This is a genomic window from Paenibacillus polygoni (assembly GCF_030263935.1).
Taxonomy (GTDB): domain Bacteria; phylum Bacillota; class Bacilli; order Paenibacillales; family Paenibacillaceae; genus Paenibacillus; species Paenibacillus polygoni.
In genome coordinates, this window is sequence record NZ_CP127162.1 from 2,763,449 (window position 1) to 2,788,177 (window position 24,729).

Genomic DNA, 24,729 nt, shown 5'->3' on the forward strand with positions numbered 1-24,729 from the left:
GACCAGAACACTATTTCCACTGTTCAACTAACAGCTCCGCATGATGAATTAAATTTAGTTTCGCCTTCTCGCTAACCGCGTCTTTCCCCTCTCGTTTATTCAGTTGCGAGATGTATTTCTCAAGGAAGAATGAAGCCTGTTTCAGATCTTGCTTGTCATAATGATGACGTGCCTGCTTAAGTGAATTCGTTGCCTGATTCACCACAGCACCGCCAAGTTCTCCTTGTTCGACATACGTGCCATGTTGCTGTTCAAGAACATTCAGTAATCCGGGAATGAACACATTTGGAATGTTCACTTTACTAAAATCGGTATCCGAAGCAAAGTAGTAACTAGTGTACACAGGCTGATTGTAACCTGTATTCTGTGTAGCTACCCCCGCCCGGTACTGAGGATCGTGTAAGAGCGTATGCAGCTTGCGCTCTGTTACTTCCGTATTCGTATATATACGAATGGCGCTGCTGTCCACCGTGCGGACAAGCATTTCTTCCCGCCAATCTCCAAACACATCCGCCACAAGGGATGGCGTTCCCTTCGTGTGGTTATTCGTGCGTGTACCTTCCGCAGTAAGTAAAGTCCCTTTTTTCCAATCATCAATTGTCGGTGTATTCTCCAGTGCTCCATTGATGATTTGAGTTGTCATATCCTTCGACCATTTGATGCTCATGTTCGTACTCGGCATCTTGTCACTGATCTTTTCACCTTGAGCGGTGTAGACGCCGACGGCCCAGGTTTCGAGCCCTGGACGTTCTGGATCAATGTCACCAATCATACCGCGTCCTGTATCTTTTCCCGTGTAACCGCCATAGATGACTTCTCCTGTCTTGGCGTCTCTTAGAGCATAACCATAAGGGGCATAAGGTCCACCTTCGTGTACCATGTAAACTTCCAGCCCTTCCCGCATTGGATCAATATTCGCTACATGCAGTGCATCACCATGACCCAAATTGGCCACTGCGCCAGGGTTAGCACTTTCAGGAGGCATAACTGCAGAAGAATTGGACAACACAGACCCATCATGATCAATCGTCGTTGATCCATATACTATTTCCTGCTTACCGTCTCCATCCACATCAGCTACACTGAGCGAATGTGCTCCTTGAGTCGTAATTTGACCGTACTGAGGGTCCGTACCCGGTCTTCCATGCGGGCTGTCTCTGAACGGATTTTTCATTGGAGCCCAGCCGCTGTCTACATACCAATATTCATTCAAGTTAGTTCCGTCCCAGTTATAAGAAACTAAGGTTGTTCGAGTATAGTAACCCCTTGCAAATACAGCATAAGGCTGCTGTCCATCCAGATACGCAACACCGGACAAGAACCGATCTACCCTGTTCCCAGGCTCTATACGGTTCATCGCATAATCACCCCAGCGCAGTCCATCGTCGGTACGACCCGGTTTATAACGGATGGTCTTCAGCTCTTGCCCCGTTGCTCCCTCGAACACAGTTAAGTACTCAGGACCAGATAAAATAAACCCTTCGAATTCACGAAACTTATTCCGATTCGCATCTTTAGATGGAGCAAATACGTCCATAAAATAATCCGTCAACTGCTCCGCATCAGCTCGAGATAAAGGATATTCATACTTCGTTTCAATCCCGAAAGCTTCTTCGAGGGTTTGCGGCCAGCTTCCATTACGTACTTCCTCGTAGTCATGCCAGTCCATAAACATGTCCACCATGTGCTCGTAATATCCTTCTCTGCTTACTCGATAATCATCTTCATTTGTATATCCTGCAGCCAGATCTTCGTCCAGCATTGTGATATATTCTTCGGATGTAATCTCTCCTTGCTGATTATAATGAAGAATCTTAGTTCCCGGAGCCGTCTTAAACATAAGTTCTGCCTTGCCGTCCCCGTCAAAATCATAAACGAGGAACTGCGTATAATGCGCACCAGATCGAATATTAACACCCAGGTCAATTCGGTACAGCAATTCGCCCGTAATCGTATAGGCATCAACATAGGTATTTCCCGTATATCCCACTTGGGAGACGTCTTTAGCATTGCTCGGGTCCCATTTTACAAAATACTCTAGTTGTCCGTCCCCATTCACATCCCCTACGCTCATATCATTTGCAGAGTAGCTATAGCTTTCACCGGCTGGCGTGATCCCATCAGCAGGCTTTTGAATTGGAAGATCATAATATCCATGATTCCAAGGCGTAACGGAGTTGCTTCTATCCACCTCTGTCCCATTAGACACTGCACAGACGTAATAAGAGGAACCTGCTGCACCTGCGGGGTCAAGAAAATTCGTACTGTTTGTCACTTCACCTACAAATTCTCCGTCTCGATATACATGAAAATCAGTGCCTGTCAGCCCGGTTCCACTGCTTCCCGATACCTCTTGAGCGAGCAACCTCCAACTCAAAAAGTTACCTTCTCCTGTCTTTACCGCAATAAGCCCTCGGTCTAAATACTCCATCTGAATGCGGTTTTCCATATTCTGATGCCCCTTTCCGCTTAGGTCCTGTGCTGCAGAAGCATAACATCCCGTACTTAAAAGGACAGCGCTTATTCCAACTGCAGCGGCTTTTTTCCATATGGGAAGCTTGTTCGTACCTTTTGGCATGAAATCACTCCTTTTTCAAATATGGTCACGCTTACAATTCAGACTCTAACAATGTAACAAATTATTCATTCCCCCTTTTTATCGATTTTCATATTACATCAGATTATAGACTTGTCTTCTTCCTTTCGCCATTCACATATCAGAGTTTATTCGGTATTTTGGCTCATTCGCTCCACTTGTTTTGCTGCGCAAAGCCAAAAGTCGCTCACGATCCAAAAACCTCACCGGGCATCTATTGATCTTCACTTGTTTAACACAAGTTCCGCTTAAACTCCAAAACTGGAATAACGAGTACCATAATGAGTACTAAATAACGAGTTCAAATTACGAGTGAATCGCTGTGAATTGCTATGAATTGTGAGTGAATGTTTCTTTGCTATCGCAAAGTGATCCGTCGGCTTTCGCCGTACGTAGTTTTAAAAGATTTGAAAGATTCGATTCTACGGAAACGTTTCTCCGTAGAAAGGCGGTAAACATTATGAGAGTGGTTTACATATTACGAAGAGGACTTCTAATACATATGGATAACTTGACATATGCAAGCGGGAAGGGTAGTTTATTTTACTAGGAGTCGTATACACCAAGATTTACCACTCTAATAATATCTAATAATTTATTACGCTATAAGGAGATTCTTATGAACACTACAGTTACTACAACTACACTCAAAATGAATGGTATGGAGTACCGCTGCCGTACGGCGGGGTTAGAGCAAGACGGTGAACTGGTCATTTTCCTTCACGGATTTCCAGAAAGTTCGATTATATGGGAAGAAACAATGTCTAAATTGGCCGCGCTCGGCTATCGCTGTCTAGCTCCAGACCAAAGAGGATATTCAGACGGTGCCCGTCCTGACGGCTATGAAAATTATTCTTTGAGAAAACTTTCTGCTGATGTCATTGGATTTGCAGATGTAATGGGCTGCTCGGGTAAATTCCACCTGGTTGGACATGATCTGGGGGCAGCCGTTGGTTGGAGCGTTGTCACTTTATATCCTCAGCGGATACAGACTTGGACTGCTATGTCTGTGCCTCATTGGGAAGCTTACAAGTGGGCGCTCGAAAATGATCCGGTGCAAAAACAAAAAGGTACTTATGTAACTAAATTTATGGAACCGGAGGTTCCTGAATCCTTAATAGCTGCTAATGATTATGCTGTTTTGCGTCATTTATGGGAAGGCTTCGATCAAGAAACACAGGAAGACTATATGAGGATTTTCTCGCAGCCTGAGGCCAGAACTGCAGTTATCAATTGGTATCGCGGCATCATGCAGGTTGAAGAACAGATTCCATATAAAGATGTTGAAACTCCGACCGCTTTCATCTGGGGAAACGAAGATTTAGCGCTTGCTCGTGCAGGAGTAGAGAAAAGTCACACCTATATGAAAGGTTATTATGATTTCCATGAACTGAATGCGGGTCACTGGCTAACACAGTTTAATGAACCAGAGGTATCTGAAATTATCCTTAACCACATTCAAAAGTTCCCAATAGAAAAATAAATTTATATTTTCGAATATCTAAAATTTATGATTGTAGATCGAAAAACAACCGACTCTAGGAATATCCATCAGACGGTTGTTTTTTGTATATGGGTCTTAATTCCATATTTAACACGGTTGGAAAGCAAAATAGGATAATGTGATTCTCCCTACCTTGTACTCTTTTCATAATTCGCCATTTCAAAAACAGGAACGGTACCGAACTGTTTCTAAAGACAAACTAACTAAACCAATAAGTAGAACTAATACACCCACGCTTTCCTATGTTCCTGAATGAATCTAATATCACTCTGATAGTGTTCCAGATGCCCTTCATCTATCATTTTTTGAAATGCGACTTCCCCTTGCTTCGCTCTTCTCGTTATCGTTTTACACAGTCCTTCTAAACGCAGCAATACTATATTGAGAACATCACTTGTTATTTCTGTACCGTAAGACTCAAGAAACAAAGCGATCCTTTGTTTTATTCGACCTGCATGCTTCACTGGATCATAAGGAATAGGTTCCCCTGTTTTAGACAGATAGAATCTGCTTAAGGGAACACAGGTGTACAGCGTATAAGAGATATCCCAGAGTCTCGGTCCTGGCGCAGCAACATCATAATCTATAATACCTACCGGCGTTTCTTTATCAAAAATAATATTATATATCGCAAAATCATTATGACAGATGACCTCAAGAGGCTCTGGAGTAAGATCAATGGGTTTCCAGCTAGAATCAAATCGAAAATCTGTAACAGAATCATGGTAAAGACGGAGCATTTTCGCTATTTTAGTTAATGTTTCATTAGACCACATATACTCTTTAACGGGGTAATTACCAGCTTCCCCCTCGATGAACGATAATATCTCTCTTCCTTTTTCATCGATCCCTAAAAACTTTGGGGCATAATGAAAACCTTTATCCTCTAGATGCTGTAACAGTTTATGGATTCTAGAGCTGTCCGAATGAAGTTCTCGCCGTACCGTATCAGCTACTCGGTACACTTTAGAGACATTTCCCCCAGTTAACTCTTCTTCATGCTCTTGGTTTGCCACTCTATATAACCTCCCCAAAAGTAATCCGTTCCGCTTATTCACGTTTTCGCTCAGGCATCATTTCGTATACATCTCTTCAGCCTGTAAACGGACAAGTACCTTGCCATAACGCCCACTTTGCTTTATCACGACTTTACCAGATGGATAGGCTTCATCCAAATAGTCTGTAACTATCTTCTGGACTTGTTCATCCGTAGGCAAGTCATGATTCTTTAACCAGTGCAGTACTTCCTTTAACGCATCTTCTTTTGAGACTTCTGTTGTTTTAGTTTCCTTCGATATAAGCGACTCGTAGGAGTAGCCTTTAAGGTACAGAAGATGAAGCAGATAACCCATTTCCATGTGTTTCTTTTTGAAAGGTTGGTCCGTAATCAGCGGCCATATTTCATTGATTAGACTAATCTCGATGGAGCCCGCCGGCATACTGATATAACAATACTCACGAGCACAGAGAAGCAGCTTTTCAACACTTTGCCAATCTAGAATAACCGGACACATCGAGGCAAATACAAGATGGAAAGCATCTACCCATCCGCTTGCAATCACGTCGATATTTTCGAATGGTTCAGGGATGATAGTTACTTCATTTCCGGCGAGTGCAGCGACATTTTCTTTTAAAAGTTCTACCAGGGGCAGAGAAGACTCTACTGCAGTTACATGGGCTCCCCTTTCTGCGAATGGTATCGAAAACACTCCCGAGGCGGCGCCGATATCCAGTACAGACGCATTATTAAATTGTACCCCTTGCCCTTCAAGCCAGCTCATGATTCGTGAAGTTCTCTTTTTCCCTGCTTCATTAAATGACTGCTCATTAAACATCTTTGCTTTATGATCAAAAGCATTGGAGGGCTGAACTCCAGCGCTTTTCATTTTTTTCTGAGCGTTCTCACCATGCTCTTTCCACGCTTTTTCCCATATAGCTTCATTAAAAAAATCGTTCATAGTTACTCCTCTTTATCCTCTGTATTATATTGTATCTTCACATTACGAAGTTGCCGACCAATTATAGACATCACATATCCATAATTAGAATAAAAAAATACTTACTCCTTATTTCCTTCCTTATTTCCTTTATGATTACAGCGTTTTGCTGCCTCATCCAATATGGACCCAATTGTGTGTTCCTTTAAGTACTGATATAGATGTTGCTCTGCCCCGTCCATCACCTTTTCAATCAAACAAATACTATGATGCTCTGGATGTTCCTGACATAAGGGTGCATCTCCCTCGTGTGTTAGCAACTCATGCAATCGGGAATTGGCATGCGAACATTCAAACAGCTGCTGATTCCCTTCAATCACTTGAACCACATCAAGGAAAGAGATTTGCTCCGCCGGACGTGCTAGTTCATATCCACCATTGACCCCAGGAACAGCACGTACCATTCCATTTTGCCGTAACTTAGACATAATTTTAGATAAGTAACTTTCGGAAACACCAATGGATGAGGATAATTCCTTGATTCCAATATTGCTTAGACTGCTCGAGTTACCTAAATGTACTAATGCGTGCAAAGCGTAATCTGTACTTTTTGAGAATTGCATTTTCCTTGTTCCTTTCCTATCATCACCTTAATTATGGACCTAAGATGTCTATAATAAATCATTAGCCTAATTTTAGCAATTAATTAATAAAATTGAGACCATCGTACGCCAGCTACGAAATAACGCCAAATTTCCTTAATGCATAGGAAATGCCGTCTTCGCTTGCCTTTTTCGTAACAAAGTCCGCTCTTTGCTTGAGTCGTTCATTACCATTTCCCATCGCTATGCCGAGACCTGCATACTCCAGCATGTCGATATCATTTCCTCCGTCACCAAAAGCGATGGCTTCCTCTTTGGAAATGTCCAGATAGTCTAGCACTCTTTTGATCGCAGCTGATTTGGATACATCGGCTTCTTCGAGAACATTTGTAACATAATCATGGAAACGCTCAAATCTGAGCTGGGGGAATTGGATCTCAAATTTTTGAATTTCGTTAACATCCGCATATAAACATATACAGTATACTTCATCAGATAGGGAAACTACTTTCTCTGGATACTGCGTAATACTCAACGTCTCTTGCAGTGCCCCCATGATCCGCTCATCATCAATGCCAATCCCGTTCATAGTAAATTGTTCGGTGAAATAGGACATACCGTGACCGTTTTGTTCAGCAAAAGAAGAAATATCTCGGACCATTTCTATCGAAAGCACTGATTTATAGATGACTTCTTCATCACATTTGATCAGTGCCCCATTCGCAGAAATAATCGTGTCAATCCCCATCATCTTAAACTCTTCACACAGACTGTAGGGTCTTCCTGTTGCAACTACAACTTTTATTCCCCTCTCGATCAACTCTCTGATTGCTTCTTTCGTGCTTACGGGCAGGGTTCTGTCAATTTCACTTAATAGCGTACCATCGACGTCAAAAAACACAATTTTATACATTGATTTGCAAATATCCTCCCTTAGATCGGCTGACCAAATGAAGTTGCTTTTGCTTTGAGTGCAGCTGTCAGTTTCTCTCGTAGATTTGTTAGCCATTCAGGCTCATGATCCCATTTTTCCTCCGTAGATTTTAAAATTCGTACATACCCATATAGATTCGCAAAACGCCGGAATACGGGTAAGTAAGTGTCAAGATCATTTGAATATTCATATTCCGTGAGATAACCGTCTAAAAAGCATTGTTTCTTCTGCTGAAATAACTCCATGGGAGTATAATCCTGCAAACTATCCAGTGCTTGCTCAATATCCATGCCATACCAGTGGTACATCGCATTATCAAAGTCAATAACATAACAGGATTTAGTATTCTCATCGTAAAATACGTTATCGTTTTCAAAATCATAATGAATCAATCCATAATTCTCAGCAGATTTAGGAAGGGCAGCAAAATAAGATCTCAGTAATTTCATTTCTTTCTTTGCAGTCAGTTCATCTGGGTGATTCTTCACCACTTCTTCCATCCAATCTAATACATCGCCATAGGACCATCTTTCGAAATTTCGAGGTGTGTATTGACTAGATAAGTAATGCAGCCTTCCCAGTGATTTTCCATAACTAAAAACGATTTCATCACTAAAATCCGTGTTACTAATCTGCTTGCCGGGTACACGCTTAAAAGCCGATGCATAGTATTCGCCCCACGGAGTGTTTACCTCAACAAGCTTCTCTCCATCCTTTGATGGAATCGACTCTAGCACTCCATACTCTTTGCCAAGCAAGTACGAAATAAAATCAAGTTCTGCTAGTATATTAGATTTCATTTTCTCTGATACAGGGGAAAACCGTAAGAAATGAGCCATACCCTTATCGATATACGGATAAATGGCATTTGAGGATATGCGATAATAGGTAAACATCTCCTTTGATTCTTCATCAAAACTCCAATTTTTTAAAATCATTTCTGCTAAGTCTTCATTATTGAATAGATACTTCAGTTTCAGCATAGATTCGCATCGCTCCTCAGATCGGATATATTCAGCTAACATCGATTTCTCTTATGGTTAGCATAACATGAACCGACATCGTACTATGGGGAGAATATGACTATAACCGATTGTAACTAGTCATTATATAATTGTGGTTATTCTTAACGGATGTTAAAATATGGTTATTATATGGAAGCCAAACTATTTTTCAACCATGTACATTTCTTAATTAGTAGGGTTTTATATTGATTTTGTTTTATATTGATTTTTTTTGTTTTATATTGATTTTTTTTGTTTCTTAGTAAGTTAGGAGGCATTTTTTATGAATAAAAGCAAGAAAATCGGAATCCTATTCTTACTTATCACCATACTATTAAGCGGATGCATCTCAAAAGAAGCTACTCAGGAAGAAGTGAAAATAGTGCCCCTTGTAGAAGAACCTCAACCTCAAATAGAGACTAAACATAACGAAGAATCAGAAAGTAGAGTTGAACTCGTTATCGGACCTAACGATATCCCGCCTGTCGAGGAGAGTAAGTTTAAAGAAGGTGTGTTTATCGAATGGGCTGATGTAGAGGATAAAATGGATAAAGGGGCCATAGATACGCTACAAACGGTGCTAGAAACCATTATTAATCAAGATCTAACAACGTATGCTGCGCAGCTGAGATCCGATGTAAAGGACAGCGTGCCTATAACAGGACAAGACATCTTTTTTACAGAGGATAAAGACAAGGAATTTATGTTTTATGGTATTGATACGATTGAGAAAGTTTATAAAACGAAGTCAGAATATTACTATAATGCGGTTGTTATTTGCATGGAAGCAACGGAAGAGATAACGCAGCATTCCTACTCATTTGTAATTACAAAAAAGGATGAAGAATGGAAGCTTTACATGGTTGATTAATAAATTATTTTATAACATCAGAAACGGATGAACCCATTTTCCCAGTAAATTCTCCATTAACTTTATAACCAGCACCACTCCATTGAAGTATATATTCTCCATCACGCATTCCTTGTTCGTAACCATTGTCATAATTCTCCCAAGTTATAGATTTGTTTCCATCAATCTCTCTTGAAAAATATAACTTATCCGTACTTCTATGTATTAAGTTAACTCTCACTGGATGGCGGCTATTATTTTTTATAAGGAGCCTAAGATGACCGTATCCCTCATTTACAGTAAAATACTTTGATACAACGGCGCCTCCCTTTGTGGTATCGCCAATGGAGTTCGGCTTATCATCAGAAGTAGTGCTTTCTAAGTGATCCTCGATAGGAGGATGCGTAACAGCACTCTCTATTTCACTAGATTCAGGAGTCACCTTCTCCTGAGTTGTACTTGTGGAAGCAAAAGCAATCATCGCTGTTGTTACCATAGCTAAAGATAATGTCGCAATAAAAGCACCTTTTCTCTTCATAAATGAATCTCCCTTGTATTTTCTTATATGTATTCATTGCATATCTACATTAAAAGATCTATTGTAACTACAATTTAGGGCTGTGTTGTTGCTATGTAAACTTTTGTTTCTATCCCATCAAATAGATATCACTGTTATACCACTGCTATATGTCTATTAAAACGCTCAATGAAGGAATTAGGTTTGGTAAAACCCATAAATAATCTCGATCCCTGTAAACTATAGCAAAAAAAAGCTGCTAGATTAACCAGCAGCCTAATACCCAACCATTATACTATTCCTTGTCTGTTCTTCACCTTACCCAACTCACCCGATTAGACATGAAATGAAATAACAGAATCCAGCAGTCGTTTTGCATAGTCGTTCTGAACCGCAGAGAGGCTCTTAGTTGCAATCTGCTCTACAATTTGTCCATTCTCCATAAACAGGACTCGATCACATAAATGGGATACGGCCTGCAGGTCGTGGGCGATGAAGAGAATCGTCATATTATCGTTTTCTTTCAGCCTGAACAGCAGTTCCATAATTTGTGATTGTGTTGACACATCAAGTGAGCTAATCGCTTCATCCAGCACTAGAAATCTTGGATTTCTACTAATCGCTCTCGCGATGCACACTCTTTGTAATTGGCCGCCGCTTAGTTCATGGGGATACTTATTTGCCACCGATAAAGGGAGTCCCACTTTTTGTAACAATGATTCCACTTGTTCCTGAATATCTCCAGTTGTTCCAAAGGCTCGAAGCAGCTCACTAATGACGTCACTCACTTTATAATAAGGATTAGCGGATGAGGTATAGTCCTGAAAAACAACGCTCATTTGTCCCTTATTTTCTTTGATCCATGTCGTTATCTCTTTGTCTTCCATACGTATGGAGCCAGCGTCAGCTTTTTCAAGACCTAAGATGAGCCTGCCTAATGTACTTTTTCCGCTTCCGCTCTCTCCAACCAAGCCCACACATTCGCCTGCATGTATATGAAAAGAAACATCCTGTAATACGTTCAGCTTCTCTTTTCGAAGTCCCTTCCCAGATCGTTTATAGTACTTATATACATTTTTTACTTCAAGCATTACACAGGATCATCCTTTCTCATCGCATCTGAAAAGGACTTCGTTAATTGTTCTCGGGTATGAATTAAAAACTTCGTATAGTCCTGCTCTGGGTTTGAGAATACATCTTCTATTTTCCCGTACTCTACTTGTTTTCCATCTTTCATGACAAGTACCGTTTGTGCTAGTCTTTGTACAACACCGAGGTCATGTGATATAAAAATAACAGCCGTATCGAGTTCACTTCTCAGTCGTTCAAACTCTTTTACTACCTCATTTTGCGTGATCGAATCCAGCGCAGTTGTAGGTTCATCCGCAATAATAATATCTGGTTTCACTGCCATCGCAATCGCAATCATACACCGCTGCAGCATACCGCCTGATAACTGATGCGGGTATTTCTTCAGCACTTGTTCTGGTTCTTTAATTTGCATCTTTTCAAGCTCTATAATAGAGAGAACTCTCGCTTCTTTTTTCGATATTTCGAGGTTCTCACACAAGGTCTCAATCATTTGACTTCCCATGGTATATAACGGATCAAAGGCAGACATCGCGTCTTGCAAGATCATGCAGATCCGCTTGCCTCTTATCTTTCTCATCTCTTTCTTACCTAGCTGCAACAGATCATCGCCATCAAAATAAACATGCCCTGTAACCTTCAGTGAGGGCTGAGTTAGTCCCAGTATAGCCTTTGTGGTAATAGACTTACCGCTTCCGCTTTCTCCGACAATACCTAGACAATGATTGCGATCTAGCGTAAAATTCACATTTTCTACGAGGACTGTCTTTTTCCGTTCATCTGTAATGGATAAGCCCTTTACTTTTAACACACTCAAGTTCATCTCACCCCTTCTTCGTTCCCCGTTTCGTATCAAAGGCATCTTGCAAGCTGTCCCCTACGAAATGAAAAGCCGCTACCACAAGCAGAATCGCTATTCCAGGAGCAAGCATTTGATAAGGATGTACAATCATCACATTTTTTGCTTCATTAAGCATCATCCCCCACTCAGGTGTCGGAGCTTGTACTCCTAATCCTAAGAATGACAGGGCTGAAATGACCAAGATGACAGATCCCGTATCCAGTGTAGCTAACACTGCAATTTCTCCAGCTGCTCCCGGTAAAATATGTGTTTTTACAATATGCCTCGTACTGCAACCTGACACTTTAGCAAACCGGATATAATTTTTGTCCGTATATTTTAAAACAATCGTACGGATCATCCGAGTGTACCAAGCCCATTTTGCGATAATACTTGCGAGAATCACATTAAATAAGCCGGGACCCATCATTCCCACAATCGCCAGAATCATCACTTCACTTGGAAAAGATAAAAATACATCACATATTCTCATAATGAGTTCATCTACTTTCCCTCGTGAAATCCCAGCGATCACTCCGAGAAACGTACCTATGATAATCGTTGCTGCCATTGCTAAAAAGGAGGTAAATACCGTGGTACGTATCCCATAGAGTAACCTTGACAAAATGCAGCGCCCAAGTTGATCTGTACCCAGCGGATAGCTCATACTTATCCCTGCAAATTTCTCTTTTACGTTGGTTTCAATCGGATTATGCGGTGCAAGCATAGGTGCAAATATTCCAGCCAAAATGACAACAAATAGAAAACCTATACATATCATCGCTAAACGATCATTTTTTAATCTATTTATTACCCCCACAGTTAAGCCTCTTTTCTAAGTCTTGGATATAATAACATCGTAATGATATCAACAAGTAAATTACAGCCTACAAATAATACCGCCATCAGAAGTACATAAGCTTGAATGACTGGATAATCATGATTAAATATCGCTGTAATACATAATCGCCCTACTCCGGGCCATGCAAAGATATTTTCCACGATCACCGTACCTGCGATAAGTTTAGGGATGGACATGCCAAGTGCAGCAATCGAGGATTGCAGAGAGTTTTTAAATATATGTTCAAAAATCTTCCGTTCCTTTAAGCCGCGAGCTTTTGCATACAGTACGTAATTCTCCAGCTTGTTCTTCACCATGTTATTTCTAAGCAGTCTGACGTAGGTTGATATATAGGCAAAAGAAAGAGTCACGGCTGGAAGAATAACGGAGCCCGGGGACTCCATTCCACTTGTGGGCAGTAAATTTAGCTTTACAGCAAATAACCACATGAGGAGTAAACCAATCCAGAAGCTTGGTATGGCCTCCGATACAAAAACCAATCCTCTTATAAACCGGTCAATCATCGTACCCTCATAAACGGTACATATGACTGCGGCCACGATGCTAACCGTCAAAATAATCGCTAGTGACACCATGGCTAAATGCAAAGTCACAGGAATGGCTCGGCTCATTTCGCTAATGACCGGTTTGTTCGTAATATAACTGTTACCAAAATCTCCTTGCAGACTGTCCACTACCCATGCTGCATACCTCTCAATAAAAGACTTGTCGAGGCCAAGTTCTGAGCGCATTTCCGCAACCGCTGCTTCTGTCGGTGTGATTTCATTCACACGAAGTGCGACTTCAGCCGGGTCACTTGGACTTAAATTAATCAGAATAAAAGACAAAAAGGATATACCTAATAAGATGGGTATCATGCTTAGTAATCTTTTTATCATGTAATTTCCCATTTTGTGATTCTCCCTAAAATGAATGAAAAAGACAGATGCTTGGGATCTGCCTTTTTCACCTTAAATTATGATTGTTCGAAATACATCTTTTCAAATGGTATCTCGTATTGGGAAACATTAAATGTTACACCTTTTAACTCCGGAACATAAACTGCTTTTGTGCGCGAATACGTAAGAGGAATATATACTCCCTCATCATGAATATAAGAGAGAATATCTTTATACATCTCCTGACGCTTCTCTTCACTTGCCTCAATCATCACGGCTGTAATGGTATCATCTAACCATTCTTTTTTCTCCAGTCCAATCTGTGCTTGATAATCACCATGTGCTGGAATTCTCCATGAGGATAGATAAGATTGAGGGTCATACGGAGTACCCCATGATAAGGAGTACATGAGATCAAACTCCCCTGATTTTTGTCGATCTAAAAAGGCTTGTTTCTCTTCACCAATGATTTTTAGTTCAGCTCCAACGTTTTTAAAATCGCTTTGGATGAATTCGCTGATTGTTTTTTCTTGCGCATTGTTAGAGTTATAGTAAATAGAAAGCTCTAATTTTTTTCCATCCTTATATCGATAGCCGTCATTTCCAAGTGCCCAGCCTGCTTCATCTAAAAGTTTGTTTGCCTTATCGGGGTCAAACGTTCTTACCTCTAAATCCAGATCACTATAAGGCACCGTTGACGAGAGCAACGTATCTGCCACAGATTCCGAACCATTCAGAATCTCATCAGCGATGGACTTTTTATCAATTGCATATTGAAACGCTTCACGGACTTTAACATCACCTGTAATCGGCTTGTTGGAGTTGAGTAAAATAGCTCTAGAAGCAACCGGTTTACTTATATCTGTTGTATATTGACCTTGTTCTTCTAATGCTTTGAACGAATCAATATCTATCATATCGCCGTCAGCACCAAAGATAAGATCCACTTCTCCTTTTTGAAGAGCAAGCAAGATCGTTTGCGGATCCGGCATTACCTTCCACTTCACCGTAGAGACTTTTGGTTTTTCACCCCAATAATTTTCATTGGCGGTAAATATGGCATACTGCCCCTCTTTGTGTTCCGTTAACACCCAAGGACCTGTCCCTGCATAACTGCTAACTCCATCTTTTGTCTGTCCATCAATAAAAGATTTAGGCGAGATAAAACGGAATGGACGAGTAAGGCCGAGTTCAGTTAGAGCAGGATAGTAGGGATGCTTTAATACAAGTTTATATGTATATTCATCGACTACCACGTTTTCTTTGATCTCATTGACCATATCAAGCCAAGCATGGCGTTCACTATTTTTTAATATTGCATCCATGTTTAACTTTACCGCATCTGCATTAAAAGGCTCTCCATCGGTAAAAGTAACATCTTGTCTCAAATGAAAGGTATACCCTAACCCGTCTTCTGAAATGTCCCAACTCTCAGCTAGAGCAGGCTTTACACCTTCATTCGTATTAATCACAAGTGATTCAAACACCATATTTTGGGCTGACATTTCCCCGCTATATAAATGAGGGTTGATATCTCTTATATCTTTTGTGCTGGCATAGACGATTTCATCGCGTGAACGATCTTCCGTGCTAGATGTACCCCCTCCCTGACATCCTGTAACGAATACAATAAGTAAACAGAGTAATAAGGTCATATTGATTTGCAGTTTTTTCACTTCGTATGCTCCCTTTTTTGTATAAACTATAATTCTATGCATCATGCTGATCTACTTGCATATCCATATGAAGTGTATTCCAGATCGGATCATCTTCAGCTAATCTTTCTTCGAAACCTTTTGATTTCCAAAATGGAATCGCGCCAGGAAGAAACGGATGGGTATGCAAATATAGCGTTTCATAGTCAGCCTGCTTACAAAATTGCAAGGCTTCACCAAATAAAATCGATCCCAAACCGAATCTTCGATAGTTCCGATCAACATAGCATTTCACAACTTCTGCAGTTTTACTATGATGATAGAATCGATCCAGTTGAACAAATCTCCCATCATATGGAGTAATCGCGATGGTTCCAATCACCGTTCCATCCTCAAAAAAAGCAGCAAAAATCGCTGCATCGTCCTGCTCCATATAATATTCATTAAAATGAAGTAAGTCTGGCGGAAGCTCATCCTGAGTTAACATCGGGAAGATTTCTTTACGTACCCTCATCATAAACTCTACGATTTGGTCACGTTCGCAAGCTTGCACTTTTCTTATACTATACGGCTGCTGTATTTTCATTTTCTCTCAAACTTCCCCTTATCCTAAACATTTCTATGGATTAATATTAGTAGTCACAAAGCGAAAATTCAAGTTTTTGTGAGCAGTTTCGACATCTTACGCACAAGAAAAGAACAAACCTTACAATATATGGTTTGTCAGTGATGTTTACAATGACATATCTTGCCCATATCTCGCAAGGTAGGCCTCTTTTTCTTTGTAATCCTTCATTATACTTCCCACTCGTCTCCAAAAAGAACGATCATGATTCATATGCAGCAAATGGCAGAGTTCATGAATCACGACATAATCAATGACCTCGATCGGCGCCATCGCAAGACGGTAATTAAAAGTAAGCTGTTTCGCTGAGTTGCAGCTCCCCCACTTCGTCCTAGATTCCTCAATGACAAAGGATTTGGGCGTAACTTTGAGCTGCTTTTGATAGATTTTGATACGTTCGTTAATCACTTTCTTACAGCTTGTAAAGTAAAATTTCTTTAAATCTGCTCTTAACTCTTCTTCTGTTCGTCCCTGCGTCTCAATGAGTTCATGCAAGAAATAATACTTTCCCAGATGAAGGAATTTCCCTTCTTCTTCGTACTCCCTTATCTTTGACGGTGTACGAGCGGCTTCAATCGCGCGGAGTTGTTTTACAATCTTATCTCCTTGCTGACGTACAGCGTTCATGATTACCTCATCTTCTGTATGCTTTGGCGCTTTCACAATGATCAGGCCCGAAGGATAGATCTGAATGGAGAGTTTTTTACGTGGACCATATTCCACATGAAATTCAATTTGCTGGTTGTCTAGTTCAATTTTCATCATCAACATCGTTTCTATATATATTTTCTCTATATTACTATAAACGCATGGCTTCCGAAATATTTCTTCGAAATTCATTAGGCGTAGCGGCATATTCCTTTTTAAAAGCACGATAGAAAGATCGCAAACTATTAAATCCAGAATCAAATGCAATAGCAGTGACTGGTTTCGTAGTGGACGTCAGCAGCATGTAAGCATAAGCGGCCCGCTGGGCATTAATATAATCTCGGAACGAGATTTGGAACTGTTCGGAGAAGGTACGGGAAGCATGAAATTTACTGATCCCGAGCTCTTTTGAAAGGGTATCAAGCGTGATCGGCTCTAAGTAATGGAGGTCAATATAGGTAAGTATTTTATGAATGATATTCATATCTTTCGTATAATCTGCTTTTTGCAGAGACAGCAGCGGCATCGCATGTCCTAGAATTACGGATAGGTATGCCTTAATCAAGCGTCTGTCTACTTGTTCATCATATAATTTGCACAGCATAGTGAGGGCGTTCTTTATGACCTCGTTCTTTGAGAGGATCGGACTGTCTGGTATATAGTTAAGTAAATCTCCTGTATAGTCCCCTGGAAAGGCAGCATCGAAAAAGATCAGCAAAATCTGATTGTTTTTCTTCGTCGTATAGCTATGTGGCTGGTTAGGAAAAACGATCGCGATCTCTCCTTCAGACAAACTATAATCTTGCTGATTAATAGTTATATTAATTTCCCCTGATAACACCAAGGTGATTTCGACATTCTTATGCAAATGAAGAGGATACGTATTATTCGTAGAAATAAATAGATGAAAATCGTGATCGCGATGCTGGTATTTGATTTTCACACCTTACTCCTCCCCTATTCGCGTTAGAATTTCCTAACGAACTCTACTTCACTACTAAGAACATAATATATGTATCCTCATTAGTACAAGAACAAACTACAATATTTGGCACAAAATAATAAACTTATGGCATGTAAATACAAAGAGAAAGATTTAAAGTAATAACGTAAGCAACCTATTAATGAGGGGAGGGAGTATAACAGGATTGCAGATCGTCCTAAATGCATTCATGTTATACAAACAATCAGATGAAATGGAAGTTAAGAGGAAGAGGTTCAAGAAAGATGATGACCGTCTTTTTGAGTTTTTCGGTAGCGCTTTCATTCACAGGATTGCAGCCTTTTGGTCTTGATTCTGTACAGGCAGCGGAAGGAAGTCAGTTCAAAGGAGCGCTGATCCCCGCTTTTCCTGGTGCAGAAGGCGGCGGAGCTTACACCAGCGGCGGTCGTGGCGGCGATGTATACATTGTTACGAACCTTGAGGATTATGGTGAAAAAGAAAAGCCCATTGAAGGATCGCTTCGATATGGGATTCAATCTACTCCGAAAGAAGGACGTACGATTGTTTTCAACGTCTCCGGTACCATTGAACTAAAAGGCACCCTTCGTTTTAAAAACATTAAAAACCTGACCATTGCGGGTCAAACAGCACCTGGCAATGGAATTACCATTGCGGGCTGGGATACGAATATCAGCGATTCCGAAAACATTATCATCAGGTATCTCTCCTTCCGACCAGGTGCAACCAATGTCTATAATGGCAGTGATTCAATGGATGCCCTATGGGGAAGAGACAACAACTATTTTATCATTGATCACTCCTCCTTCAGTTGGAACACAGATGAGACCCTGTCTACTTACAGAGGTGAGAACGGAACCATTCAGTGGTCAATTATTTCAGAGAGTCTGACGCTGTCTGGGCACTCGAAAGGTCGGCATGGCTACGGCGGTATTGCCGGCGGAGATAAAACAACCTTCCATCATAATCTGTACGCAAATCACACTTCGCGGAATCCAAGACTCGGCGGAGGTTATGCTGGTGCGGCCAACGCAGATCATGTTGCTGTCGTTCAATTCTCTAACAACGTCATCTATAACTGGGGATTTAATACGACATATGGCGGCGGCTTTACCTATACTAATTTTATGAACAACGTTGAGATTGCAGGCCCAGGCACCAGAGATAATGTAAAAGACCGCGTCCTCGATGCTGGCGAATCTAAAAAAATAGGCGGTTTCTACATCGCAGGCAATCAGATTAATAATAAACCAACGGGAATACTTGACCCTTCTTCAAAACATATCCGAAACTCAGGTGATGTCGAAGGTGATACAAAGACGACATATGCCGTTACACCTTATCTATCCGCAGATAGTACGGGCGTAAATCACGGAATTACGAATCAAGCTTTTGATGATTATGTACAAAATGGTGTGAAAATAGCGAATGGTAAATTACTTGATGCAATCTTACAGCAAGCAGGAGCCACCTATCCTCGGCGTGACGCAATTGATGCAAGAATTGTAGCTGAAGTAGAAAAAGGGTTAGGTAGATATATCAACACAGAACATGAGGTTGGAGGCTATGTCTCTCCTTTTGGCGTGATTGAAGAACAGCATCCTGCAACTTATGACACAAATCAAAACGGGATTGAGGATGATTGGGAAAAGAAAAACAAGATTTGGGATACCGTAGATGCATACAAGACGGTGACAGACCAAGGTTATACCTGGCTTGAACTCTACATCAATAGTCTAGTCGATATGAACCATGTAGCAGAGAATCCTGAAGCCAAACTGACAAAACCAGATAATAATACACAATTGAAAGTAGGAGAAGACCTCTCCGTAAAAATCAAAGCGGACTCCAAATTCGGACATACCATTAGTAAGGTTGCTGTATACAATGGTTCAGAGTATCTTGGCGATGCGGTGAAGAAAGGGAATAACTACGAGTATACAATTAAAGATCTTGCGGATGCTTCGTATTATATCTCGGCAAGAGTTACGGATTCGAAAGGAAATACAGCGCAAACTACCGCTGCTAATATTCATGTAAATGCGCCTTCTCACTCTCTTGCTAGTGAAGGTTTTAAATCTGATGATGTTGGATCTCCTGATCTTAAGGGTACTGCAAGTATGACAGATGGAGTATTCACCGTGAAAGGTAACGGGAAGCTCGGGATGAGTGAAGGCAGCACGAAGCAATCACGTGAGAATGATGCAGATAAAGACGACTTCCATTTCGTATATAAGGAATTATCAGGTGATATGGAGATTACCGCAAAGCTTGCGGAGATTGGTTCTGTAGACAATCATGCTTTTACCGGATTGATGATTCGAGATGATTTGAAAAAGGATAGCGCTACTGCTGCTCTAGGACTGTCTGCTGTAAAATTATCGAAAGATTATAGCTGGTCTGCCTATCTAGCAGGAAGAAACAGTAAGGGTGCGGACTTCGACCGATTAACCGAAACGCTCGACAGCCCATCTGCAGCACAAGAAGCAGGAATTCAGCTCCTTCCTGACATTGCATTTAAACTGAATGGTGTGGAACAAGGATACTGGCTGAAACTTGGACGTAGCGGCGATACCTTCTATGCTTATGGTTCTCCAGACGGCAGCAACTGGACAAAAATCGGCGAGAAAACGATCGCGATGCGAGATTCTGTATTTGTTGGCATGGCTGTAGACAGCAATGATGTAGCGAATGATATTGAACAGTTGAACTATGCGAAGTTCTCCCATGTGAGCGTTAAGGATAGCTTTGATCCATTAGGTGAGTAAACTGCAGTCACATGTGGTGAGTAGAGTTTGAATAGTAAGATTACTATATGGGGGATGGTCAAAATCCCCCATATTTTTGTGTATGGGGGATCAAAATATGCTTGATTACCTGAACATATTTATTCATCCAGCAGGCTATGCTTCTTTTAAAAGTAAGGTTTACCCTTCAACCACATCAGCACGAAGATCTGATGAAATTTCTAGCATTTTAGGAATGACTGCTTCGTTTGCAACGGCTACGTAGATGTCTCCCATGTAAAGTCGGAACGGAATTTCAAGATTCTCATATTTCCACATGAAGAAATCACCTTTAATTGACATGGTGCTCTCTGTGCCTTTTACGGTAAAAACTTCCGTGTAGGTAAAATCGGGTTTGGTTGCAAAGTATTCTTTGCACTCTTCCAACGTAATAGCTTGTTCTGTGATGTTTTCTTGCATCGATCGTGTTATACGAAAACGCTGGTTCATTGATATGCCCCCTATATCGACTCACTAAAAAATCTCTATATTTTTTACATCGAAACCTATTTTCTCATTCCCCAAACTTTCTGTCAAAGAAAGTCCAGCTTATCTTGTCTCATTACATAAGAAAAGCCCTATCCTACTGGATAGAAGCTTTGAATTAATTAATTTAAGATTCCAGGACGTGGTACAACTCCAAATTCCTCTGCAAGCTCGATTAACTCTTTGTTTGTTATTCTTTGCTTAATTTCGTGGTGTGCAATTAACATATAGATCTGAGCTGCTTTTTCAATCGTTTCGATCAGCCCTAACGCATCGTCAATAGAATTGCCAGTACCAAAGATACCATGATGCGGCCATAACACAGCACGGTGTTCTGCCATTTTGAGTGCGGTCTCTCGTCCAATCTCACTAGAACCCGGTACCATCCAAGGGATAATTCCGATCCCGTCAGGAAAAACAACAATACATTCGGTGCACATTTCCCATAGAGTTCTCGTAAACTTATCCTCATCTAATTCATGAATAAAAGTCATCGCTATCACATTTGTCGCATGATTATGTATGACTACACGATGATTAGGATCAATTTTTATCCTTTCGATATGACTCATGAAGTGGGCAGCCAGCTCGCTTGTTGGCTTCGCATCATCTGGTAATCCCCAAAGAAGCTCCAGGGTCTCCCCATCCTCAGATATACGAATCACACCGAGATTAGCTTCTGGATCATCAATAATGTTTTTAAAATATTTCCCGGAACCCGTTACGATAAAGTACTTTCCTGCTAGTTCGTTAACTGGAAAAGCAGGCTTAAATGTACGGATTACTCGTTCAATATCCATATAGGCAGCCACTTCTGATTCATCAAGAAGATAGCTGACATTGCCTCCATTTCGTTCGTCCCAGCCAAATCTCCACATATGCTGTGTTGCTTCCGCCATCACTCTAACAAAGGGTATATCAAGTGCTGGAACATTCCCCTTCATCCATCCATGAGTCGTACTCATCTTCGTCACCACAATCCTTTCTAATATAAGTAAACATTACAATAGATCTTGTGAGACATTAAAAACAATTCGTTGGGTTTGACTCTTAGATTACTGAAATCCATCTTTTTACCATTTATCATATCTGTTATTTTCTTTGAAGTCCACATAAACAAAGATACACCATATGAGATCCATAAGGTGTATCTTTGTTTACAATGGGTGCGCTAAAATGAAAGATATTATTTTATAGTTAAGGTTAGCCGCGATATTGCCTCTGTTTAGTTAAAAGCTGCTAGCTAGAAATCTCCAGTGGTACGAATAAAAATGATGAACCGCTTATATAAGCTTTTAATATGGCTTCCGCATAAGGTTGTTCTTCAATTAACCCATCCCACTCGGCAGAATTCTTCGCGTGAAAACTATATGCTTCAATGAGTGCCATAATGAAGAAAGCTTCCAGCTTCGGTATGTATTCATTTTCCAATTGTCTAATTCTCTCATACCCTTTCATAAAAAGAACTCGTTGCGGAGGGAATAGTCCAAGAATGGACTGAGCTATATCGTATAAGTGATAACCGAACCCGCACCTGCCAAAATCAATTGGATAAGGTTCACCTTCTAAGAACACGATGTTACCATTATGTAAGTCAGCATGAATCATCCCATAGTCATGTTCGTTACTTGTAAGTGTTTTAAGTCGTTCTTTCACTTTCTGAGCAGCCAGTGAATACAACTCTATTGCTTCATCTGATATAAAATGCCTGTGATTGAGTTCTAGATGAGCCCAATCTCTCTCAAAAGTATGGATACCCCAAGAAGGACGTGAAAAGTCAGTGGATGGGCTAAAATCAGTGCTTGCTTCGTGAAGATGTGCCATCAATTCCCCCATCTTTTGTATCGTCTCTTCTGTATGCTCCCCCTTCTCTACACGCTCACCTTCGACCCAAGTTAATAAAGTGGCATAGTACTGCTTTCCGTCATCTGTGTATGCAGTGGTAACTAAAGAGCCCTCCCTATTCCGCATGGCAACAGGCAGAGTTATGCCCTTACTTTTCATCGCTGTAGTCCATTCTAGTTCAGAGCTGATCTCTTTCGGATTTTTGCCTGCCGAATGAATACGGAGTAAAAACGATTCCCCCTGGTCAGCAGCAATTCGAAAAGTGACATGCTCCGATATTTGGATGAAGTGAATTGAATTCCAGTTAATCTCGTATTTTTGTAGTGCATAGAGAGCAGCTTGCTTGGTTTGTTTTAGCGTATCTTTCCGATTGATCTCGGTATCCATCTGAAATCCCTTAGCCATCATCGTGCTCCTTTATCTGAAGATATCTTTAGGTTATTATAATTGGCCCGTACAAAGCTTAGAGAGATAATTAATTTTTTAAGCTGATTTTTACTAAGAATGAACGATTGTTCCTTAATCGAAAAAAGCCGCCAACTGGCGACCTCTTCTATATAAAGGACTTTTAAAACGGTACTTCGCCAATCTCAACGTTAGTAACTTAGTGCTTGAATTTCATTCGAAAGATCGCTTCTTTTGCCTCTTTCCGATCATCAAAGTGTATCGTGTGATCTTTTACAATTTGGTAAGTTTCATGGCCTTTTCCTGCAATCAATATAATATCGCCTGGCCTCACTAAGCTGATTGCTCGCTCAATTGCTAATTTTCGATCCGTGATGAGTTCGTATTGACCTGTGAAGTCACCACAGTCCAGCACCCCTTGTTCAATATCAAGCAGAATCTGATCAGGATCTTCAGAACGTGGATTATCGGATGTCAGGATAACCACGTCGCTATATTTCGCTGCCAGCTTACCCATGATGGGGCGTTTCTTTTTATCCCGGTCTCCACCGCAACCAAATACAGTTATGATCTTGCGATCAGCAAATTCGCGTAATGTGGTAAGGGCATTTTCAAGACCATCCGGTGTATGAGCATAATCAACCAGTACAAGAAAATCTTGACCGGCATGAATAATTTCCATTCGCCCAGCAACACTTTGCAGTGATAATAACCCGCGTTTTATGTTTTCTAGTGATATCCCCTCAACTATTGCCGAGCTGATGGCTGCAAGTGCGTTATATACATTAAATTTTCCAACTAGATTAAGTTCCATAATCTCCGTGCCTATAGATGTTCTGACGGTGAACTTTGTACCTTTTGAAGTAAGCTGAATGTCTTCTGCCATCACATCGGCGTGGCTCTCTATTCCGTACGTAACAACTTGTGCCGGTGTCACTCCTCTAAAATAATGACTCGATTCCTCATCTTCATTCAGTATTGCATATTTCTTCTTTAGAGGGTCTGCTGAAAAAGAGTTCCCCATTCGTGAGAATAACAATCCTTTAGCAGCCATGTATTCTTCCATCGTTCCGTGATAATCCAAGTGATCCTGCGAGACATTGGTAAGTACAGCGGTTCTAAAATCACACCCCAAAACACGTCCCATATGTAAACCTTGTGATGAAACTTCCATGACACAAAAATCGACGGACTGATCTCTCATTTTGCGAAGATTATATTGTAAACGATTCGGTTCCTGCGTGTTTATATCTGTTTCAAACCATTCAGACCCTATTTTTGTTCCGATATTCCCCATCAGTCCTGTTCGGTACCCTGCTTCCGTGAGAATCGATTCCAGCATATAACTCGTTGTCGTTTTTCCGTTGGTTCCTGTAATTCCAATCAATTTCAGCTCCGTACTTGGATAACCGTAAAAATGATTCGCTGTAACCGCCAGAGCATACCTTGCATCGGATACTTGTACCGTTGGAACACTTACTTTCACATCCCGTTCGACAATGACAGCAGCAGCCCCCGCTTCCACCGCTTTATCAATAAACAGATGTCGATCCTCCTGAAGTCCATTTACACCAGGTATACAAACAAAAATGTCCCCTGGCTTCAGAGTTTGCGAATGGATGCTGACCCCTGATACTTCCACATTTGTATCCCCATTTATGTGTTTCACGTGAAGCTGATTGATGAGTTCTTGTAACTTCAAGG

22 protein-coding genes are annotated in these 24,729 nt (G+C 40.9%); 3 read left to right on the forward strand and 19 right to left on the reverse strand.

Translation table 11 applies throughout. From position 1 onward, the window contains the following. Positions 1 to 10 precede the first annotated feature (10 nt). Complete coding sequence (locus QPK24_RS13330; protein ID WP_285741796.1) at positions 11 to 2,578, reverse strand: rhamnogalacturonan lyase; 2,568 nt, start codon at positions 2,576 to 2,578, stop codon at positions 11 to 13. A 637-nt stretch (positions 2,579 to 3,215) separates the two neighbouring features. Between QPK24_RS13330 and QPK24_RS13335 the strand changes: the two genes are divergently transcribed. After that, positions 3,216 to 4,079, forward strand: a complete 864-nt coding sequence (locus QPK24_RS13335; RefSeq protein WP_285741798.1) for an alpha/beta fold hydrolase — start codon at positions 3,216 to 3,218, stop codon at positions 4,077 to 4,079. Positions 4,080 to 4,321: 242 nt separating this feature from the next. On the opposite strand, the gene QPK24_RS13340 is transcribed toward QPK24_RS13335, so the two are convergent. From QPK24_RS13340 to QPK24_RS13360, 5 genes are all read right to left on the reverse strand, one after another. Continuing rightward, positions 4,322 to 5,116: a phosphotransferase gene (locus QPK24_RS13340; RefSeq protein ID WP_285741800.1), complete on the reverse strand. Its 795-nt coding sequence runs from the start codon at positions 5,114 to 5,116 to the stop codon at positions 4,322 to 4,324. Positions 5,117 to 5,173: 57 nt separating this feature from the next. Next, positions 5,174 to 6,058 (reverse strand): class I SAM-dependent methyltransferase, encoded by an 885-nt coding sequence (locus QPK24_RS13345; protein ID WP_285741802.1) that lies wholly within the window; start codon positions 6,056 to 6,058, stop codon positions 5,174 to 5,176. 101 nt (positions 6,059 to 6,159) lie between these two features. Next, complete coding sequence (locus QPK24_RS13350; protein ID WP_285741804.1) at positions 6,160 to 6,660, reverse strand: RrF2 family transcriptional regulator; 501 nt, start codon at positions 6,658 to 6,660, stop codon at positions 6,160 to 6,162. A gap of 112 nt (positions 6,661 to 6,772) precedes the next feature. Beyond that, positions 6,773 to 7,552, reverse strand: a complete 780-nt coding sequence (locus QPK24_RS13355; RefSeq protein WP_285741806.1) for a Cof-type HAD-IIB family hydrolase — start codon at positions 7,550 to 7,552, stop codon at positions 6,773 to 6,775. A 20-nt stretch (positions 7,553 to 7,572) separates the two neighbouring features. Beyond that, the gene (locus QPK24_RS13360; RefSeq protein ID WP_285741808.1) at positions 7,573 to 8,556 is read right to left on the reverse strand and encodes a phosphotransferase enzyme family protein; all 984 of its coding nucleotides are present in this window, start codon (positions 8,554 to 8,556) and stop codon (positions 7,573 to 7,575) included. 304 nt (positions 8,557 to 8,860) lie between these two features. Between QPK24_RS13360 and QPK24_RS13365 the strand changes: the two genes are divergently transcribed. Further along, a complete protein-coding gene (locus tag QPK24_RS13365) occupies positions 8,861 to 9,448 on the forward strand; it encodes a hypothetical protein (RefSeq protein WP_285741810.1) in 588 nt (195 codons plus the stop codon). Positions 9,449 to 9,452: 4 nt separating this feature from the next. On the opposite strand, the gene QPK24_RS13370 is transcribed toward QPK24_RS13365, so the two are convergent. The 9 genes from QPK24_RS13370 to QPK24_RS13410 form a co-directional block, all read right to left on the reverse strand. Next, positions 9,453 to 9,965 carry a hypothetical protein gene (locus QPK24_RS13370; protein WP_285741812.1) on the reverse strand — a complete coding sequence of 171 codons (513 nt, stop codon included), beginning with the start codon at positions 9,963 to 9,965 and terminating at the stop codon, positions 9,453 to 9,455. 314 nt (positions 9,966 to 10,279) lie between these two features. Continuing rightward, entirely contained in the window at positions 10,280 to 11,035 is a 756-nt protein-coding gene (locus QPK24_RS13375; RefSeq protein ID WP_285741814.1) for an ABC transporter ATP-binding protein, read from the reverse strand. After that, complete coding sequence (locus tag QPK24_RS13380) at positions 11,035 to 11,844, reverse strand: ABC transporter ATP-binding protein (RefSeq protein WP_285749311.1); 810 nt, start codon at positions 11,842 to 11,844, stop codon at positions 11,035 to 11,037. The genes QPK24_RS13375 and QPK24_RS13380 overlap by 1 nt, the downstream gene beginning before the upstream one ends. Positions 11,845 to 11,857: 13 nt before the next feature. Continuing rightward, a complete protein-coding gene (gene opp1C, locus QPK24_RS13385) occupies positions 11,858 to 12,694 on the reverse strand; it encodes a nickel/cobalt ABC transporter permease (protein WP_285741816.1) in 837 nt (278 codons plus the stop codon). A 2-nt stretch (positions 12,695 to 12,696) separates the two neighbouring features. Next, the gene (gene opp1B / locus QPK24_RS13390; RefSeq protein WP_285741817.1) at positions 12,697 to 13,626 is read right to left on the reverse strand and encodes a nickel/cobalt ABC transporter permease; all 930 of its coding nucleotides are present in this window, start codon (positions 13,624 to 13,626) and stop codon (positions 12,697 to 12,699) included. 65 nt (positions 13,627 to 13,691) lie between these two features. Beyond that, on the reverse strand, positions 13,692 to 15,290 hold the full coding sequence (gene nikA, locus QPK24_RS13395; RefSeq protein ID WP_407082917.1) for a nickel ABC transporter substrate-binding protein: 1,599 nt from the start codon (positions 15,288 to 15,290) through the stop codon (positions 13,692 to 13,694). A 34-nt stretch (positions 15,291 to 15,324) separates the two neighbouring features. Then, entirely contained in the window at positions 15,325 to 15,855 is a 531-nt protein-coding gene (locus tag QPK24_RS13400) for a GNAT family N-acetyltransferase (RefSeq protein WP_285741819.1), read from the reverse strand. A gap of 147 nt (positions 15,856 to 16,002) precedes the next feature. After that, positions 16,003 to 16,656, reverse strand: coding sequence for a M48 family metallopeptidase (locus tag QPK24_RS13405; RefSeq protein WP_285749314.1), 654 nt, complete (start codon positions 16,654 to 16,656; stop codon positions 16,003 to 16,005). 37 nt (positions 16,657 to 16,693) lie between these two features. Further along, a complete protein-coding gene (locus QPK24_RS13410; RefSeq protein ID WP_285741821.1) occupies positions 16,694 to 17,485 on the reverse strand; it encodes an AraC family transcriptional regulator in 792 nt (263 codons plus the stop codon). A 284-nt stretch (positions 17,486 to 17,769) separates the two neighbouring features. Here QPK24_RS13410 and QPK24_RS13415 point away from each other — a divergent pair, with 284 nt between their 5' ends. Further along, entirely contained in the window at positions 17,770 to 20,271 is a 2,502-nt protein-coding gene (locus tag QPK24_RS13415) for a pectate lyase family protein (protein ID WP_285741823.1), read from the forward strand. A 159-nt stretch (positions 20,272 to 20,430) separates the two neighbouring features. On the opposite strand, the gene QPK24_RS13420 is transcribed toward QPK24_RS13415, so the two are convergent. The 4 genes from QPK24_RS13420 to QPK24_RS13435 all read right to left on the reverse strand — a co-directional run bounded on the left by QPK24_RS13420 (position 20,431) and on the right by QPK24_RS13435 (position 24,727). After that, positions 20,431 to 20,739 carry a hypothetical protein gene (locus QPK24_RS13420; protein WP_160031587.1) on the reverse strand — a complete coding sequence of 103 codons (309 nt, stop codon included), beginning with the start codon at positions 20,737 to 20,739 and terminating at the stop codon, positions 20,431 to 20,433. Positions 20,740 to 20,897: 158 nt separating this feature from the next. Next, positions 20,898 to 21,740 carry a rhamnulose-1-phosphate aldolase gene (rhaD, locus tag QPK24_RS13425; protein ID WP_285741827.1) on the reverse strand — a complete coding sequence of 281 codons (843 nt, stop codon included), beginning with the start codon at positions 21,738 to 21,740 and terminating at the stop codon, positions 20,898 to 20,900. A 274-nt stretch (positions 21,741 to 22,014) separates the two neighbouring features. Further along, entirely contained in the window at positions 22,015 to 23,025 is a 1,011-nt protein-coding gene (locus tag QPK24_RS13430; protein ID WP_285741829.1) for a phosphotransferase enzyme family protein, read from the reverse strand. A gap of 199 nt (positions 23,026 to 23,224) precedes the next feature. Then, positions 23,225 to 24,727 carry a UDP-N-acetylmuramoyl-L-alanyl-D-glutamate--2,6-diaminopimelate ligase gene (locus QPK24_RS13435; protein WP_285741831.1) on the reverse strand — a complete coding sequence of 501 codons (1,503 nt, stop codon included), beginning with the start codon at positions 24,725 to 24,727 and terminating at the stop codon, positions 23,225 to 23,227. Positions 24,728 to 24,729 lie beyond the last annotated feature (2 nt).